Genomic DNA, 16,883 nt, shown 5'->3' with positions numbered 1-16,883 from the left:
TTCATGAACCGCGATAGGTGGAATAGGCAAAGGGCGAACAGACCAGGGGCACATGATAATGGCCGTCCTTGTCGGAGAGGGTGACGCGGATCGGCACGACGTCCAGGAAGTCGCCGGCGCTGGCAGTGTCCTTGCCGCGAAAATAGGCACCGATATGAAAGACCAGCTCATAGACGCCGGGTATAAAGGCTTCGCCCGCCATCAGGGGCTGGTCGGTGCGCCCGTCGGTATTGGTCGTCATGGTGACGACGGGAACCCGGCCGCCGGATGCCTCCAGGCGCTGGAGTTCGATGGTGACGCCAGCAGCGGGTTTGCCTCGGCCGATATCGAGAACATGCGTGGAAAGCCTGCCCATTTCGCCTCATCCTGTCGGTTTCAGATCGCCTGGAGCAAAGCGCGCGAAAACAGAAGCGCTGCCTTGCCCTCGCAAAACGTTTTGGTGACGATAGCGAATTCTCAGCCGGCTATTTCCAAATATTTTGCGAAGAAGTTTCGACGTGCAGGGCCCTTCTATCGGAGCCCGTTCTGCTGCTTGATAGGTCCGGTCAGGCCTCGTCCTCCGGTAGCGGAGTCGAGCCTGGGGGCAAGGGGCCGAGCCGGGCGAGCTCGGCGGCGATATAGCGCCGGCCGCGCTCGACGAGCAGGTCGGCAAAGGCCTTCACCTTGAGCGGTACGAGATTTCGCGTCGGATAGAGCACCGCCAGCGTGGCAGGCGGAGGCGGATTGGCGGTCAGGACGGGGACGAGACGACCTTGGGCAAGTGCATCGGCGATTTCGAACACGGGCTTGAGCACGATGCCGTGGCCATCCAGGGCCCAGCTCGTGAGCACGTCGCCGTCATCGGCATCGAGCGACCCCTTGATCGGCACGCTGATCTCCTCGCCGTCCTGGCTCAGCGGCCAGCGGAATTCGCGCGAGCCAGGGAAGCGCAGGAGCAGGCACTGGTGATTGGCCAGGTCGGCTGGCGTCACCGGCATGCCTGCGCGCTCGATATAATCGGGTGCGGCACAAAGCACGCGCTCCGCATCGGCGATCTTGCGCATGATCATCGAGGCGTCGGCATAGGTCACGAATTGAAGCGCGAGGTCGCAGGACTCGGCGATGATATCGAGCCGGCGCTCGGAGAGGCGAAGCTGTACGTCGACCTGGGGATGCTTCTCGCGATAGACTGCCGCGGTGCTCGCCACCAGGCGTCGGCCGAGACCGAGCGGTGCGGCCACGCGGATCGAGCCCAGTGGCATGGCGCCGAGTTCACCGATATTGGCCTCGGCCATGTCAATGGCGTGGAGGGCATCGATGACATGGTCGTAGAAGATACGGCCCTGTTCCGTCAGGCCCATGTTTCGGGTCGTGCGGTTGAACAGGCGGCAGCCCAGATGCGTCTCCAGGGCCTGGATGCGCTGGCTGATCACATTGGCGGAGACGCGCATGCGCCGGCCGGCTTCCGAGAAGCTGCCGGCTTCGACGGCGCGTGCGAAGGAACGGAAATTTTCAAGCATGGCAGGCAGTTCCTTAGGGCCTGTTAGAAACCTGGGGACGAAACTCAGACGAGCAGGTGAAGTAGCCGGCGCTCTTCGACGCACCGGGTACTAGATCTGGCGGGATTCTTGCCTGTCCGTTTGAGGGGCAGGCGGCTCTTGCACAATTGGGGAACAACCACGCACCAGGCCATCCACCGCGAAGCGGCGGCCCAAGGTGTCGAAACGAACGGGAGAACGGTACCAATGTTGATGACCCTGTATGAGTGGGGCAGTTTGCTCCTGCGATGGACCCATGTCATCACGGGCATAGCGTGGATCGGTTCCTCGTTTTACTTCATGCATCTGGACGCCAGCATGCGCCGCACGCCGGCCATTCCGGAAGGCAAGGGAGGCGAAGCCTGGGAGGTGCATGGCGGCGGCTTCTATCAGGTCCGCAAATACCTGGTTGCGCCGGACTTCCTGCCCGAGGAGCTCACCTGGCACAAATGGCAGTCCTACTCGACCTGGCTGAGCGGCTTCTGCCTGCTGCTCTGGGTCTACTATGCCCAGTCGAGCCTGTTGCTGATCGATCCGAGCGTGCGCGAATTGTCGCCGCTGGCGGCCTTCTGCATCGGCGTCGGCGGCCTCGCCGTCGGCTGGCTGTTCTACGATTATCTCTGCAAGTCGCCCATAGGCAACGATGACACCAGGCTGGCCGCCATCGGCTTCGTGTTCGTGGTGTTCATGGCCTGGTTCTTCCAGCAGATGTTCTCGGCCCGCGGCGCCTTCATCCACACCGGCGCCCTGATGGCGACGATGATGTCGGCCAATGTGTTCTTCATCATCATTCCCAACCAGCACAAGGTGATCGCCGCCCTCAAGGCCGGGCAGGAACCCGATCCCGCGCTCGGCAAGGCGGCCAAGCAGCGTTCGGCGCACAACAACTACCTGACCCTGCCCGTGCTGTTCCTGATGCTGTCCAACCATTATCCGCTCACCTATTCGAGCCCGTATGCCTTCGTGGTGGTAGGCGCCATCCTGATCGCCGGCGCGCTGATCCGCGTGTTCTACAACGAGCGCCACGCCGGCCGCGGCGACAAATGGTGGACCTGGGTGGTTGCGGCTCTGCTCGTTTGGGGCGCCATCTCGATCAGTGCCTATTCCTCGCCAGCCTTCCGCGATGCCTTCGACCTTGGCGCGCTGGAAGCGCCGAAGACCACGGATACGGTGCTCGCCAGCACCGTGCCTCCCCAGGTCAGCGACGTGCTCTCGCGCCGCTGCACCGTCTGCCACGCCACAACACCGGTCTGGCAGGGAATCAACATGCCGCCGAAGGGCATCCTGCTCGACACCCCCACCAATGTCGCCCGCAACGCGCATGAGGTGCTGATCCAGGCCGTTATGACCCACGCCATGCCGCCCAACAACGTGACGGAGATGACCATGGACGAGCGGCATGTTCTGAGGGATTGGCTGCTGAAGGGAGAGGGCAGGGCGGCGGGAGGTGAGGCTACCGTGAAGGTTGCGGGACGATAACTCGAAGAACGTCACGCGAAAGCCTCCCCCACGAAGCTGGGGGAGGCTTGACGCAGCACCTCTACTTCGAATGCCGCCCCCGACCCCATCGCTTACCCCAAGACATCCGCCAGGGCGCAGGCCACCACCTCGGTCGCCTTGAAGAGATCCGGCAAATACAGCCGCTCATCCGCCCGGTGTGCGTTGGCTTCCTCGATGGTGCGAGGGCCCGCGCCGTAGAGCACGATCGGGATATTCTTAGCCGCGTAGTGGCGGGCATCGGTGTAGAGCGGCACGCCATTCGTCGTCACGGGCACGCCCATCACCCGGCTCGCCTCGCGACACAGCGCCTCCGAAAGCCGCTCGGAGCCCGGAAGCGGCGTCAGCGGCTCGGCCAGGAGAATGCGGCGCACTTCCACCTTGGCGGCGGGCGTCGCCTGGGCGGCGCCCTCGATCACGCGGCGCAGTTCCGCCTCCACGGCATCGCCCTTCTCCTCCGGCACCATGCGGCGGTCGAGGCGGAAGGTGACGCGATCCGGCACGACATTGGTGTTGATGCCGCCATGAATGAGGCCGACTGTGAGCTGCGGCGCGCCGATGCCCGGCACAGCCGAGACACGCGTCGCCAGCGAGGCGCGCCAGGTGTAGAGCGCGCCTAGAATGTTGGTGGCGGCCTCCAGCGCGTCGACACCGGTCCAGGGCTTCGCCGCATGGGCGGAGCGGCCATTGACCTCGACCTCGAGATGCAGGCAGCCATTATGGGCGTTGACCACGGCATAGGAGAAGCCGGCCGCGAGAGCGAGATCCGGCTTGGTAAGGCCCTCGGAGAGCAACCAGGCCGGGCCGATCTCCCCGCCCGCTTCCTCGTCGTAGGTCAGGTGCAGTTCCACAGTCCCCTTGAGCGGCTTGCCGAGCCGTTCGAGCGCCAGCAGCGCGAAGCCATAGGTGGCGAAATCGGATTTCGAGACGGCGACGCCACGGCCATACATCCAGCCATCGACAACCTCGGCGCCATAGGGGTCGTGCGTCCAGCCTTCGCCGGGCGGTACCACGTCGCCATGGGCGTTGAGGGCGATCACCGGCCCGTCGCCGAAACGCTTGCGCACGATCAGGTTGGTGGCCGAGATCATGCCGTGCTTGCGCACCAGCGCCTCCGGCACGACGTGGTGCTCGACAGTAAACCCGAGGTCCTCGAACATCCGGGTGGCACGCTCGGCATGGGCGGCGCAGTCGCCGGCCGGGTTGTCCGAGGGCACGCGCACGAGTTCGGCCAGGAATTCGGTCTGGCGCGACTGCTCTCCCTGGAGATAGGTCCGGATGCTGTCTTTGATGGTCATATCAGTCTCGTTCAGGCTGCAAGTTGGGAAAGGGAAGAGGGCAGGCGGTTAAGGAAGCCGATGAGAACATCGATGGCAACCGCTACGTCGTCGGCGCGCACCGCCTCGGCGGGATTGTGACTGATACCACCCTGGCAGCGCACGAACAGCATGGCGATCGGGCACAGACTCACCATGGCAAGGCCGTCATGGCCGGCGCCGGAGGAGAGCAGGCGTTCGGGCAGGCCCATGCCGCCCAGCGCCGCCGCGAATTCGCGGATCAGCTTGGGATTGCAGCGCGCCGCCGGTTCGTCATAGGTCTTGGCGAGCGCGACCTTGACATTGCGGCGCGCGGCGATGGCCTCGAAGCGCGTCGTCAGCTCGGTGACTGCGGCAAGGCGATGGCTGTCGTCGGGGCTGCGGATATCGATGGTGAAATGGGCGCTGCCGGGGATGACGTTGACGGCGCCGGGCTTGAACTCGCAATTGCCTACGGTGGCAACGAGATCGTCGGATGCCGCCGCCACGCTCTCGATGGCGAGGATCATCTCGGCAGCCGCTGCACCGGCATCCTGGCGCAGCCCCATCGGCACGGTACCGGCATGGCCGGCCTTACCCTCGACATCCACCTTGAAGCGGCTGGCGCCGTTGATGGCGGTGACCACGCCGACCGGCAGGTCCTCCGCCTCCAGCACGGGCCCCTGTTCGATATGGACTTCGACATAGGCGAGCGTCTTGCTGCGGTCTCGGCCGAGATGGGCGACGCCGTCGGGATTACAGCCGAAATCGCGCAAAGCCTGGCGCAGGCTGAAGCCGGCCTTGTCGACCGCGTCGAGATTGGCCGGTTCGAAGGTGCCAGCAAGCGAGCGCGAGCCCGTGAGAGTAACGGGAAAGCGCACGCCCTCCTCATCGCCGAAGGCGGCGATCTCGATGGCGAAATCGAGTACCGCGCCCGCCGCGTGGAGCGCAGCCACCGCCTCGATGGCGACGATGACGCCGAGATTGCCGTCATAGCGCCCGGCATTGCGCACGGTATCGATGTGAGAGCCCAATATCAGCACCGGTGCATCAGGCTGCTGGCCGCGATAGTGTCCGACAAGCGTGCCGGCATCGTCGACCTCGGTCGACATGCCAGCGTCTTCCATCCAGCCGCGCACCAGCACGATGGCACGGCTGTGTTCCGGCGTGAGATAAAGCCGGGTCAACGCGCTGGGCTCGCTGCTGCAGGTGGCAAGCTCGTCGAGCCGCTTCATCACGCGCGTGCCCGCCGGCGTGCCGGGTCTTTCAAGAGACCGTCTCATGACAGTCGAACTCCTTCCGGCAAAACCAATATGGCCCTGAAATCATTGACGTTGGTCAGGGTCGGACCGGTGACGATCTGGTCCCCGATCATACGGAAAAACCTGTGGGCGTCATTGCTGTCCAGGCTGGCGACCGGGTCAATCCCGGCCGCCTTGCCGGCCCCGACCACGAAGGTACGCCCCTTCGACGGACTCGGCAGGAAGGCGGGTATGCAGCTTGCCGGCGTCTCCGCGGCGACAGCCGCCTGGAACATGGATTGCAACAGCGCCCGTTCTGGCATGGGCGGACCTTTCGTGAGTTGCGGCGGTGAACACACAAGAAGCGGCGCTGGACGCGGCACCGGGGTCTATCTTCCCCCTTTAGCCCTTCACGGGAGCCCCGATCTCATGATTGGCCATCAGCTCCAGCGCCTTGACCATGCCGGAATGGTCCCAGGCGGCACCGCCATGGGCGACGCAGGCGTTGAAGAGTTCCTGGGCCGTAGCGGTGTTGGGCAGGCTGACGCCGAGCTGGCGGGCGCTGTTGAGGGCGAGGTTGAGGTCCTTCTGATGCAGGGCGATGCGGAAGCCAGGCTCGAAGGTGCGCTTGACCATGCGCTCGCCATGCACCTCGAGGATGCGGGAGGCCGCAAAGCCGCCCATCAGGGCCTGGCGCACGCGGGCAGGATCGGCCCCGGCGCGGGAAGCGAACAGCAAGGCCTCGCCCACGGCCTCGATGGTCAGCGCCACGATGATCTGGTTGGCGACTTTGGTGGTCTGGCCATCGCCATTGCCGCCCACGAGCGTGATGTTCTTGCCCATCTTTTCGAACAGGGGCCTGGCCTTCTCGAAGGCGGCCTCGGGGCCGCCGACCATGATGGTGAGCGAGGCGGCCTTGGCGCCGACTTCGCCGCCCGAGACCGGAGCGTCGAGGTAGTCGCAGCCGAGTTCGTTGATGCGTTTGGCGAATTTCTTGGTCTCGACCGGCGCGATCGAGCTCATGTCGACCACCATCTTGCCGGCGCTCAGGCCCGAGGCGATGCCGGCGTTGCCGAACAGGGCGCTTTCGACATCCGGGGTATCCGGCACCATGGTGATGACGATGTCCGCGTTCCTGGCGACATCGGCGGGGGTGGCGCAGGCCGTGCCACCCGCCTTGGTCAGTGCCTCGGGCACGCCGCTCAGGGAGTTGAGGAAGAGCGTATGGCCGGCCGCGATGAGGTGCCCCGCCATCGGGGAGCCCATGATGCCAAGTCCGACAAATCCGATATTCATGATGAGAATCCTCGTTCAGGAGAAAAAAGTCCGGAGCCCGGGGGCACTGCGTTGCATTCGATTGGCCCGACGCTCGGGCGCCCTTGATCTCAGGCCGCTTTCGCCGCCTCGCGGAACCAGCCGAGACCGCCCTGCGTGTCGCCCTTGGGCTTGTATTCGCAGCCGATCCAGCCGGCGTAGCCGAGCTGGTCGAGGTGACGGTAGAGGAAGGGGTAGTTGATCTCGCCGGTACCCGGCTCGTTGCGACCGGGATTGTCGGCAAGCTGGACATGCCAGATCTGCGGCAGGAAGCGCTCGATGGTTCGGGCGAGATCTCCCTCCATGATCTGCATGTGGTAGATGTCGTATTGCAGGCCGATATTGTCCGAACCGGTCTTGGCGATCAGATCGGCGGCCTGGCGGGTATTGGTGAGGAAGAAGCCGGGAATGTCGCGGACATTGATCGCCTCGATCACCAGGCGGATGCCGGCGCGCTTCAGCTCGGCTGCCGCGTAGCGGATATTGGCGACGAACGTCTCCTTCGCCTCTGCCGGATCGACGGAGGACGGCGCTATGCCGGCGAGGCAGTTGATCAGCTTGCAGTCGAGCGCCCCGGCATAATCGATCGCCTGGGCGACACCTTCGCGAAATTCGTCGCCCCGGTCAGGCAGGCAGGCAATGCCGCGCTCGCCACCGGCCCAGTCGCCGGCCGGCAGATTGTGCAGCACCTGGCTGAGCTTATGCTTGCGCAGGGCACCGGCGAGCTCCTCCTTCGCATAAGGATAGGGAAAGAGATATTCGACGGCCGTGAAGCCGTTGCGGGCCGCCGCCTCGAAGCGCTCCATGAAGGGCACTTCGTTGAACAGCATGGTGAGATTGGCGCAAAAGCGCGGCATGGCTGGGTGTCCTGTGGTAGACACCCTCCCCTTGATGGGGAGGGTCGAGGCGAAGCCTCGGGGTGGGGTGACGGCGCGACGATCTCTGATGAGGCAGCTTCGGCCGATTTTCTCGGGATGGCTGCGGTTCTCGCCCCACCCCGTCCCTTCGGGCCGACCCTCCCCATCAAGGGGAGGGTGGTCCCGTCTCAATCCAGCAGCGCAATCGCTGTCGGCGCGTCCTGGGCGTCCTGCGCCAGGTCCTCGAACTCGGTGACCTTGTCGAGGTCGGTGCCCATGGCGACATTGGTGACGCGTTCGAGGATGACCTCGACCACCACCGGCACGCGCAGATGCGCCGCCATCTTCTTGGCCTCCTCGAAGGTGCCGAGGAGCTTTTCCGGATCGGTGACCCGCAGCGCTCGGCAGCCGAGGCCCTCCACCACCTTCACATGGTCGACGCCATAGACACCCAGTTCCGGCGCGTTGATGTTCTCGAAGGAGAGCTGCACCTGGAAGTCCATGTTGAAGCCGCGCTGCGACTGGCGGATCAGGCCGAGATAGGCGTTGTTCACCAGCACATGCACATAGGGCAGGTTGAACTGGGCGCCGACCGCCAGCTCCTCGATCAGGAACTGGAAGTCGTAGTCGCCCGAGATCGCCACCACCGAGGCGCCGCGATCCGCCGCGCAGACACCTAGCGCCGCCGGCAGCGTCCACCCGAGCGGCCCGGCCTGGCCGCAATTGATCCAGCCGCGCGGCTTGTAGACATGCAGGAACTGCGCGGCCGCGATCTGCGACAGGCCGATGGTTGAGACATATGTGGTGTCACGGCCAAAGGCGCGGTTCATCTCCTCGTAGACACGCTGGGGCTTGATCGGCGTCTCCGCGAAGTGCGTCCGCCTCAGCATGGTGCGCTTGCGCTCGCGGCATTCATCGAGCCAGGCGGAACGATCTTTCAGCGCACCCTTGGCCTTCAGCTCGCGGGCGGCCTCGATGAAAACATCCAGCGCCACGCCGGCGTCAGAGGCGATGCCGTAGTCGGGCGCGAAGACACGGCCGATCTGCGTCGGCTCGATGTCGACATGCACGAATTTGCGGCCCTTCGTATAGGTCTCCACCGTGCCCGTGTGGCGGTTGGCCCAGCGGTTGCCAATGCCGAGCACGAAGTCGGAAGCGAGCATCGTGGCATTGCCGTAGCGATGGCTGGTCTGCAGGCCGGCCATGCCGACCATCAGGGGATGATCGTCGGGAATGGTACCCCACCCCATGAGCGTCGGCACGACGGGAACGCCAACGAGTTCGGCGAAGGTGACCAGCTTGGTGGAAGCATCGGCATTGATGATGCCGCCGCCCGCCACGATCAGAGGCTTCTCGGCAGCCTGCAGCAGGGCCATGGCCTTGTCGATCTGAGCGCGCGTCGCCTTCGGCCTGTGCACCGGCAGGGGCTCATAGGTTTCGGGATCGAACTCGATCTCCGCCGTCTGCACGTCGAAGGGCAGGTCGATGAGCACAGGGCCGGGACGGCCGGAGCGCATCAGGTGGTAGGCCTGCTGGAAGGTGCCGGGTACCTGCGCCGGCTCCATCACGGTCACCGCCCACTTGCACACGGGCTTGGCGATGGCGGCGATGTCGACGGCCTGGAAATCCTCCTTGTGCAGCCGGGCGCGCGGCGCCTGTCCGGTGATGCACAGGATCGGAATGGAATCGGCGCTCGCCGAATAGAGGCCGGTGATCATGTCGGTGCCAGCCGGGCCGGAGGTGCCGATGCACACGCCGATATTGCCCGCCTTGGCGCGGGTGAAGCCCTCCGCCATGTGGGAGGCCGCCTCGACATGGCGCGCGAGCACATGCTTGATCTGGTTGCGGGGGCGCAATGCCGCATAGAGCGGGTTGATGGCCGCTCCCGGCACGCCGAAGGCGCAGGTCGCGCCTTCCTTCTCCATGATGTGCACTGCTGCTTCGGCCGCGGTCATGCGCGCCATCGGCGTTCTCCTTGAGCAAAATGCACCGAGACGCCTTCGAGCCTAAATCACTGGAAGAAAAGCATTTTGCGGTGCTTGGTGATTCAGCCTGAGAGTAAGACGCTCTTGCATCGGTTCCTGGGCCGGACGGCATGCTCCGTCCTTCGATGCCCAAGGATTGCGCAGGCGCATCGATTAGTCCAATATATGGTTCGGTATGATCCATATGTAGAAGCTATAGACAGGCCCGCCATGGAACTCCGCCACCTGCGCTACTTCATTGCTCTCGCGGAAGAATTGAGCTTCACGGCCGCTGCCCAGAGGCTGCACATCTCGCAACCGCCCTTGAGCCAGCAGATTCGCGATCTTGAACATGAATTGGGCACTGTGCTGTTTTTGCGGACAAGCCGGAAGGTGGTGCTCACCGAGGCCGGCACGGCCTTCCTGGCTCACGCCCGCAGCATCATGGCGAGTGCCGAGCTGGCGGCGACACAGGTCAAGGCCATCGGCCAGGGCATGACCGGCGCCCTCAACGTCGCCGCGACCGGCTCTATGCTGCTCGGCCCGCTAGCGGCGTTGATGGCGGAATATCAACGTCGCTTCCCCGCCATCGTCATCGGCCTGCACGAGATGGCGCCCGATGCCCAGCTCACCGCGCTTTTGACGCGTGCCGTCGACGTCAGCTTCCTGCGCCTGCCGCCGCCGGACGCCGAACTGACGCGCGAGACGGCCTGGCGGGAGCCGGTAGGCGTATTCCTGCCATCAGGCCACCGTCTTTCCGGACGCGGTGCCATCGCCCTTTCGGAACTGAGCGAGGACGACCACGTCTTCCTGCGCCTGCGCGATTCCACCTTCGCGGACTATCTGCGCAAATGCTGCATCGAGGCCGGATTCATGCCCCGCATCACCCAGCAGGTGATCGAGGCCTATTCCCTTACCAGCCTGGTCGCCGCCGGCTTCGGCGTCGCCCTCGCTCCGCGCAGCGTGAGCGCCCTGTCGCGGCCGGAGGTCATCTACCGCGACCTCGTTCCCCCTGCCCCCGCGGCCGACGTCAGCATGGTCTATGCGCGCGACCAGAGCCCGGTGCTGACACGCTTCCTCTCCTTCGCCCGCCGCTTCCTGGCGGAATGGCGGGCGAGGCAGTAGGGCGCCCACCGTCAACCACGTTCTATTCCTCGATCTGCGACCAATCCGCGGAGAAGGAAAGGTACCAGCTGGAGATCGTAGACGCATCTTCAGCGCACGGCGACAACAGCGTTCCATTCGAAAAGGGGGAACGCCCATGACATCCCAACCGAACTTCGATCCTTCCGCCCAGTCACACTACATGGCCAAGTTCGGACAGGAGCTGCTTTGAATATTGCGTGATGCACAGATGCAGGAAATCCGCATTTTGACTTCGGCTTCTTTCCAGAAAGGTCATGATGACTTGCCGCGCCTGCTTTCTCTTCTCGTCACTGTTGCGCGGGCCTATAGCGGCGAGGCCTTTTAGCAGGTCGGCCTTGGCCGCTTGCCAGTCAGTGAAGAAGCGCTCGGTGCGAGCCTTATTTTCGATACCGAAGGCGGCGACCAGCGCATCCTGATCCGATGCGCCGAGTTCCACGCTCTCATTCTCGATCCAGTCGATATTGTAGAGGAGCTGCTTGCAGGAATCCTCGAACACCTCCGGCGGACAGCTCTCGCCGAACACGGATTCAAGCGTGAATTTCCAGTTCTCCAGGTAGATAAAGCGCCAGCGCGAGGCGAGGATGAGGCCGGTGAGGAGGAGGGAGGAGCGTTCATTGCCGGCAAAGCGACGATTGGGAGTTTCGACGAAGATTACGAAGAACTTGCGAGAGCCGTTGTAAAAAAGCTGGTGGCGCACCAGGATGGGCCGATAGGTTTTCTTATCCGCTCCCAAGAAGGACACATCACCGGAGGAAATGCCCCTGTACTGGATGGCGCGCACGACGTCTGACTCGATCTTGCGCATCCATTGCGTGGTGGTGCCATTGCCGATGAGTTTGCCAAACTCGCTCCATGTCGTCTTCGGGGCCTGATTCTCGCTCCACGGCAGGGTCAAGTCGAAGAGAGAGAAGGATACGCTGGTGCCCATCACTTCGGCATCCTCTGGAATGGCGGTGATGGGTTGGGATGCGTTCTTGAAGGAGATCTCGATGCCTGGCTGCAGCGAGGTCTGGCTCTTGAGCTCGCTGCCGCGAGAGACCATGAAAGCCTGTGCGATATTGATCGCCGCCTGGTTGATAGCCGTGCGGTAGTCAGCCGGATTGGGTTCGTTGTCTGGCACATAGAGCGCTTTGTATTTGCAGATATTCTGCAGCAACGTGCCCAGGGCACCAGTGAAGAGTTCATTGGCATCAGCCTCGGACAGAGAATGATGGTCGGGCAATGTCTCCGGCAGGAGCGGCACCGCCACATTCTGCTTCTCCGTCAGCGTGGCTGGAATGAGCTTGGGGTCGACGTCATAGATACAGGTAATGAAGGCCTTGCCCTTCTCGGTCTTCTTGTCGTGGAACTGTTCGAACGTGCCCACCTCATATCCTACATAGTCGCTCTGCTCGCCGGAATAGATCACCAGCAGCCAATCGTGGGAGCGCAGGCCGTCATCGATAGTGGGTTTCCACAAGGCGCCCGGCGGGACGCTTTCGATATCCAGGAAAATATTGAGGTGATCCCTGCCCTTGCCTCTTTGTGCCAGTCCCTGCAACTCATCCAGCAGCACCCTGGCGGTATGGACGTCGTTGTGATGATAGCTGATGAAGGCCGAAGTCTTCGTATCGGCATCTGCGACGGCCTTCGGCGTTCTAGCAATTGGACCGATATCCCCGTCCGGATGATGAGCGATCTGCGGTGTCATTGTCTCTAACCACCGTGAGTTGAAATCCAAAGAGACCGGAGGCGCCAGAGCGGATCGTTACCGAGGCTAAACTCCGTTTCGATTTCGGCGACCTCATGCACTGTAGGCACTGCGGAAATCTTCCGAACAGCAACAATGCTGTCTCTAGGAATGCTTGCTCGGATAAAATAAAAATAACACATAAATACTTCTAATATAAGAGCCGTTACTTTGATGACTGGCACATTTCGAAGAAGGCGGAGTGTCATCTCCTCGTTCCTTCTCGCAGCACTCGCAAGCAAGCGGGACCTGTGACGAGTACGGGTGGAATGACAAGCGACCCGGCCTTGCCCACGGTGTCGTTGGTCTTACGCCAGGTCCATGGCCGCAAATGCGAGCACCCGCTTTGATCCGGTGAGTTGATCGGAAGCCACGTGAATTCGGCGTGACTTATTTCGGTAGTGCTCATCTCTCGAATTTCGGGGAGATACCATGGCTTGCGTCGGGTTGGACCATGGCCGATAGGTGTTGATCTTGCTGGAGAGCCATAGCATTCAGTAAATCGTATCGTCATAGCATATAGCCCGAGCTGTTACGAACCTTTCAAGCCAGCGCGCAATCCTCTGGGTCCCCGTCCCAGATTAATCGATGGGGAATATCTTACATGCACTCCTTCGCCGCCACTGTCGTCCGGCATCACAATTACGCCCTTGGCCCCGTATTTTGGAGAGCGCGAGGACGGCCTGCTCAAGGAGGAGCAGGGTCCTCGCGAACGCATGTTGGTGCTGCCGCGGTGCGACGTCACATGGCGCGCCGGCTCCTGCACCTCACGCCTTGACCGCCCTTGCACCGGCGCTCAGTGCCATCGAGCGCAGCACGTAGTAGATCGCCCCGGCGATGGCGACGCCGAAGAACCAGCCATAGATGCCCCACCACGAGGGCAGCCAGTTGGTCAGGTTCGGCAGGATGGATGAGAACAGGGCGCCGATGCCGGCCGCGACAAGGGCGTTGACGTGCCAGCCACCCTGGAAGCGGAACTCGCCGTCCTCGCGATAGAGCGCCTCTACATCCACCTCGCCTTTGCGGATGAGATAGAAGTCCACCATCATCACGCCGAGGATCGGACCCATCGTGGCGCCGATAATGCCGACGAAGGAGGCTGCGCTGCCCTCCCACGGTGCGAAGGGGTAGAGCACCAGCGCGATCAGCGCCGCGATGTAGCCGCCCTTCTTGAAGTCGATCCGGCGCGGGAAGACATTGGCGAAGTCGAAGGCCGGCGACACGAAATTCGCCACCACGTTGATGCCGAGCGTGGCGACGGCGAAGGTCAGGGCGGCGACCAACGCCAGGAACCAAGAGTCGAACTTGGCCGAGACCTGGTCCGGATGCAGCAGCACCTCGTGATAGACGTCATAGGCTGCGATTGTGGTGACGCCGGCCACCATGGAGAACAACACGAGATTGACCGGCAGACCCCAGATATTGCCCTTCCGCACCGCGGCGGGATTGGGGGCATAGCGGGTGAAATCGCAGAAATTCAGGTAAAGCGCCGAGAAATAGGTGACCCAGATCGCCGCAACCGCAAAGAGCGAGGTCCAGGAACCGGGTGTGCCGGGAATGCCGGCATCCTTGGTCTTCTCGAGCAGCACGTCGGTCGGAATATCGCTGGTGAAGGCGAAGGTGCCGGATTTGGCGCACAGGTAGATCGCCAGGATCAGCATCATCACCCATACGGCCGGGCCGGCCCAGTCCTGGAAGCGGCGCACGGTTTCCATGCCCTTCTGGATAATCAGAAGCTGGAGGCCCCAGACAACCACGAAGCAGATGACTTCCAGCCCTGAATGGCCGAGGAAATGGACGTCGCGATTGAAATTGGCATAGGTTTCGGAGCGGATCAGCAGCGCCACGATGGCGCCGGAGGCCGCCGCCGTCTGCGCGCCATACCAGAAGCAGGCGACCACGGCCCTCACCAGCGCCGGCAGGTTGGCGCCCCAGATGCCGAAGGAGGCGCGTGCCAGGACCGGATAGGGCACGCCCGTCCTCACGCCGGCGTAGCCGACCATGTTCATCAGCGCATAGATGATCAGCGAACCGATGCCTATGGCGACGACGAAGTTGACGAAGCCGCCGCAGAACAGGAACAGGCTGGCCGCCAGATAATAGCCCCAGAGACTGTGAACGTCGGAAGTCCAGACGTTGAAGATACTGAATGGGCCCCAGTTACGCACTTTCGCAGGGGCGAGATCCTCATTGTAGAGGTCAGGTGATGCGCCCTTTATCTCCATTGCCATGCTTCCTCCCATGCTCGGGTGTGATCCAGCCCGTTCTTTGGTGCCGGTGGCAGGCGCGGGCTTGGTTCATGTCGTTATGCCGCCGGAAGGCGTCGTTAAAGCACGAGGCAAGGGCGGCTGGACCGTCAAAGGGAAGAGCAGGCAAGGTGGAGACTTCTGGCACGGAGCCGTCCTCCCCCCAAATCGTCCAGCGATCACTGCCTCATTTCTAGGCAGCATTGCGCAGACCAAGTCGCAAGACCAATATCGACTTCGTCATAATCTATACACAAAAGCTATGGATTCGCCTCGGGGGCGGCTCATCCGTCCCAAGAAAGGCCGCCAGGCGCAGTGGAAGGCTGCGGATCCTATACGGCCGGGCGCGTGCGCGGCTTCTTCTTCTCGCCCATCACATAGGTCTCCTCCACGGCCCGGTCGTCGCCCATGGTGACCAGGATGAAGAGTTCCTCGGCCAGGGTCGTCACTGTCTCCATGCGATGCGCCATTGCGGGGGTAGCGCGGGCATCGAGCACCACTGCGTCGCATTCATGGCCGGGTTCGAAGCTGCCGACCAGATGATCGAGGCCGATGGCAATGGCGTTGCCCCGGGTCATGGCGTGGAAGAGCGCGAAGGCATCAAGGCGATGCCCAAGCAATTGCTGCACCTTGTAGGCTTCGTTCATGGTCTGCAGCATGGAATAGGACGTGCCGCCGCCGATATCGGTAGCGACGCCGATGCGCACCGGCCGCCGGGGTTCGCGCATCGCGCGCCAGTCGAACAGGCCGGAGCCCAGGAAGAGGTTCGAGGTCGGGCAGTGCACCGCCACTGCATCGGCATCCGCATAGCGCTGGCGTTCGCTTTCGCTGAGATGGATCGAATGGCCCATCAGCGATTTCCTGCCGAGCAGGCCGTATTTCTCGTAGATGGCAGTGTAGTCGGCGCAATCGGGATAGAGGCGCTTGGCGGTCTCGATCTCCGCCAGGTTCTCGGAGATGTGGGTCTGCACCAGGCAGTCGGGATACTCGCGCGAGAGCGTGCCGGCTGCCTCGAGCTGTTCGGGCGTGGAGGTGATGGCAAAGCGCGGGGCGATTGCATAGAGCTGGCGGCCGCGCCGGTGCCAGCGCCCGAGCAGCGCCTTGCTCTCCTCATAGCCCGAGCGCGGCGTATCGGTAAGGGCATCCGGGGCGTAGCGGTCCATCATCACCTTGCCGGCGGCCATGCGAGTGTTCCGGCGCTCGGATTCGGCGAAAAAGGCTTCGGCCGAGGTCGCGTGCACCGAGCAGTAGGCGACCGCCGTGGTGGTGCCGTTCGACAGAAGCTCATCGAAGAAGAAGGCCGCGCCACGCGCCGCATGGGCAGGATCGCCGTATTTCTGTTCCTCGACAAAGGTATAGGTGTTGAGCCAGTCGAGCAGCTGCGCGGCCCAGGAGGCCACGACCTGCGTCTGGGGCAGGTGGATGTGCGGATCGATGAAGCCGGGCACGATCAGCTTGCCGGCATGGTCCTGGATCTTCGCCTTGGCCGGCAGTTGCGGGCGCAGCGCCGCCGTCTCGCCGGCCGCGAGGATCCGGCCTGCCTCCAGCACCAGCATGCCGTCCTCGATGTGGCGCACAGCCGCCTGGCCCTGCTCCTCGGGACGCCCGACAAACCAGAGCAAGCGCCCGCGCAGAGCGGCATCGGCACGCGAAAGATCCTTCACCGTCAAGATGTTACGTCCTTCTGACTGGAGGGCCGCAAGCCCGGAGGGGCCGTTTTCGAGGGCCATCTCAGCGCAAGATCCCCCCGATCATGAACCGCACCATAGATGCTTCGTTGTCAGCGCATTGTCACATTTTATGTGGAAGTCCTTCATATCACGCGCCCCTACCGGCGCGGGCGAGGCGGGTAGATTATGCTCCCAACAAAGAGGCCAACATCAAGCCCAACGAGAACAACAACTTCGGAGGAAATCGCCGGCAAGGGAGGCCGACCCGATCCCCCTCCAAGACCGATCCCATTGAATATCGGCCGGGCTGTCAGCCCCCAGGCATGTTCGCCATCGGGAACATGCCGCGTTTACCGAGCAAGGCGCGCGAATGCTGCCGGCTCGTCTCAGTGCCTTCATCGACTGTG

Annotated in this window: 12 protein-coding genes and 1 pseudogene; 2 read left to right on the top strand and 11 right to left on the bottom strand. The window is 63.2% G+C overall.

Annotated elements, in window-relative coordinates:
- Position 1: 1 nt before the first annotated feature.
- Together uraH and ACMDCR_RS01905 are read right to left on the bottom strand one after the other, a co-directional pair.
- Positions 2–355: a hydroxyisourate hydrolase gene (gene uraH, locus ACMDCR_RS01910; protein WP_413990894.1), complete on the bottom strand. Its 354-nt coding sequence runs from the start codon at positions 353–355 to the stop codon at positions 2–4.
- A 190-nt stretch (positions 356–545) separates the two neighbouring features.
- Positions 546–1,499, bottom strand: coding sequence for a LysR substrate-binding domain-containing protein (locus tag ACMDCR_RS01905; protein WP_413990893.1), 954 nt, complete (start codon positions 1,497–1,499; stop codon positions 546–548).
- A gap of 225 nt (positions 1,500–1,724) precedes the next feature.
- Here ACMDCR_RS01905 and ACMDCR_RS01900 point away from each other — a divergent pair, with 225 nt between their 5' ends.
- Entirely contained in the window at positions 1,725–2,996 is a 1,272-nt protein-coding gene (locus tag ACMDCR_RS01900; RefSeq protein ID WP_413990892.1) for a urate hydroxylase PuuD, read from the top strand.
- A gap of 92 nt (positions 2,997–3,088) precedes the next feature.
- Here ACMDCR_RS01900 and ACMDCR_RS01895 read toward each other — a convergent pair whose 3' ends face one another.
- The 6 genes and pseudogenes from ACMDCR_RS01895 to gcl all read right to left on the bottom strand — a co-directional run bounded on the left by ACMDCR_RS01895 (position 3,089) and on the right by gcl (position 9,685).
- Complete coding sequence (locus tag ACMDCR_RS01895; RefSeq protein ID WP_413990891.1) at positions 3,089–4,312, bottom strand: M20/M25/M40 family metallo-hydrolase; 1,224 nt, start codon at positions 4,310–4,312, stop codon at positions 3,089–3,091.
- Between the two features lie 11 nt (positions 4,313–4,323).
- The gene (locus ACMDCR_RS01890; protein ID WP_413990890.1) at positions 4,324–5,592 is read right to left on the bottom strand and encodes an allantoate amidohydrolase; all 1,269 of its coding nucleotides are present in this window, start codon (positions 5,590–5,592) and stop codon (positions 4,324–4,326) included.
- Positions 5,589–5,735: pseudogene (locus ACMDCR_RS01885) on the bottom strand (MOFRL family protein); the annotation flags it as partial. The pseudogene ACMDCR_RS01885 and the gene ACMDCR_RS01890, both read right to left, overlap by 4 nt.
- Positions 5,736–5,952: 217 nt before the next feature.
- On the bottom strand, positions 5,953–6,849 hold the full coding sequence (glxR, locus tag ACMDCR_RS01880; protein ID WP_413993805.1) for a 2-hydroxy-3-oxopropionate reductase: 897 nt from the start codon (positions 6,847–6,849) through the stop codon (positions 5,953–5,955).
- Between the two features lie 86 nt (positions 6,850–6,935).
- On the bottom strand, positions 6,936–7,721 hold the full coding sequence (gene hyi, locus ACMDCR_RS01875; protein WP_413990889.1) for a hydroxypyruvate isomerase: 786 nt from the start codon (positions 7,719–7,721) through the stop codon (positions 6,936–6,938).
- A gap of 188 nt (positions 7,722–7,909) precedes the next feature.
- Positions 7,910–9,685: a glyoxylate carboligase gene (gene gcl, locus ACMDCR_RS01870; RefSeq protein ID WP_413990888.1), complete on the bottom strand. Its 1,776-nt coding sequence runs from the start codon at positions 9,683–9,685 to the stop codon at positions 7,910–7,912.
- Positions 9,686–9,916: 231 nt separating this feature from the next.
- On the opposite strand from gcl, the gene ACMDCR_RS01865 reads away from it, so the two are divergent.
- Positions 9,917–10,810, top strand: coding sequence for a LysR substrate-binding domain-containing protein (locus ACMDCR_RS01865; protein ID WP_413990887.1), 894 nt, complete (start codon positions 9,917–9,919; stop codon positions 10,808–10,810).
- Positions 10,811–10,982: 172 nt separating this feature from the next.
- Here the strand turns inward: ACMDCR_RS01865 and ACMDCR_RS01860 are convergent, their stop codons facing one another.
- The 3 genes from ACMDCR_RS01860 to guaD form a co-directional block, all read right to left on the bottom strand.
- A complete protein-coding gene (locus tag ACMDCR_RS01860) occupies positions 10,983–12,521 on the bottom strand; it encodes a toll/interleukin-1 receptor domain-containing protein (RefSeq protein ID WP_413990886.1) in 1,539 nt (512 codons plus the stop codon).
- An 806-nt stretch (positions 12,522–13,327) separates the two neighbouring features.
- Entirely contained in the window at positions 13,328–14,785 is a 1,458-nt protein-coding gene (locus ACMDCR_RS01855) for an NCS1 family nucleobase:cation symporter-1 (RefSeq protein ID WP_413993804.1), read from the bottom strand.
- A 353-nt stretch (positions 14,786–15,138) separates the two neighbouring features.
- On the bottom strand, positions 15,139–16,536 hold the full coding sequence (guaD, locus tag ACMDCR_RS01850; RefSeq protein WP_413990885.1) for a guanine deaminase: 1,398 nt from the start codon (positions 16,534–16,536) through the stop codon (positions 15,139–15,141).
- Positions 16,537–16,883 lie beyond the last annotated feature (347 nt).

It is taken from the genome of Labrys okinawensis (genome assembly GCF_047345005.1).
GTDB classification, from domain to species: domain Bacteria; phylum Pseudomonadota; class Alphaproteobacteria; order Rhizobiales; family Labraceae; genus Labrys; species Labrys okinawensis.
This window is presented reverse-complemented; position numbering and strand designations above follow the sequence as displayed.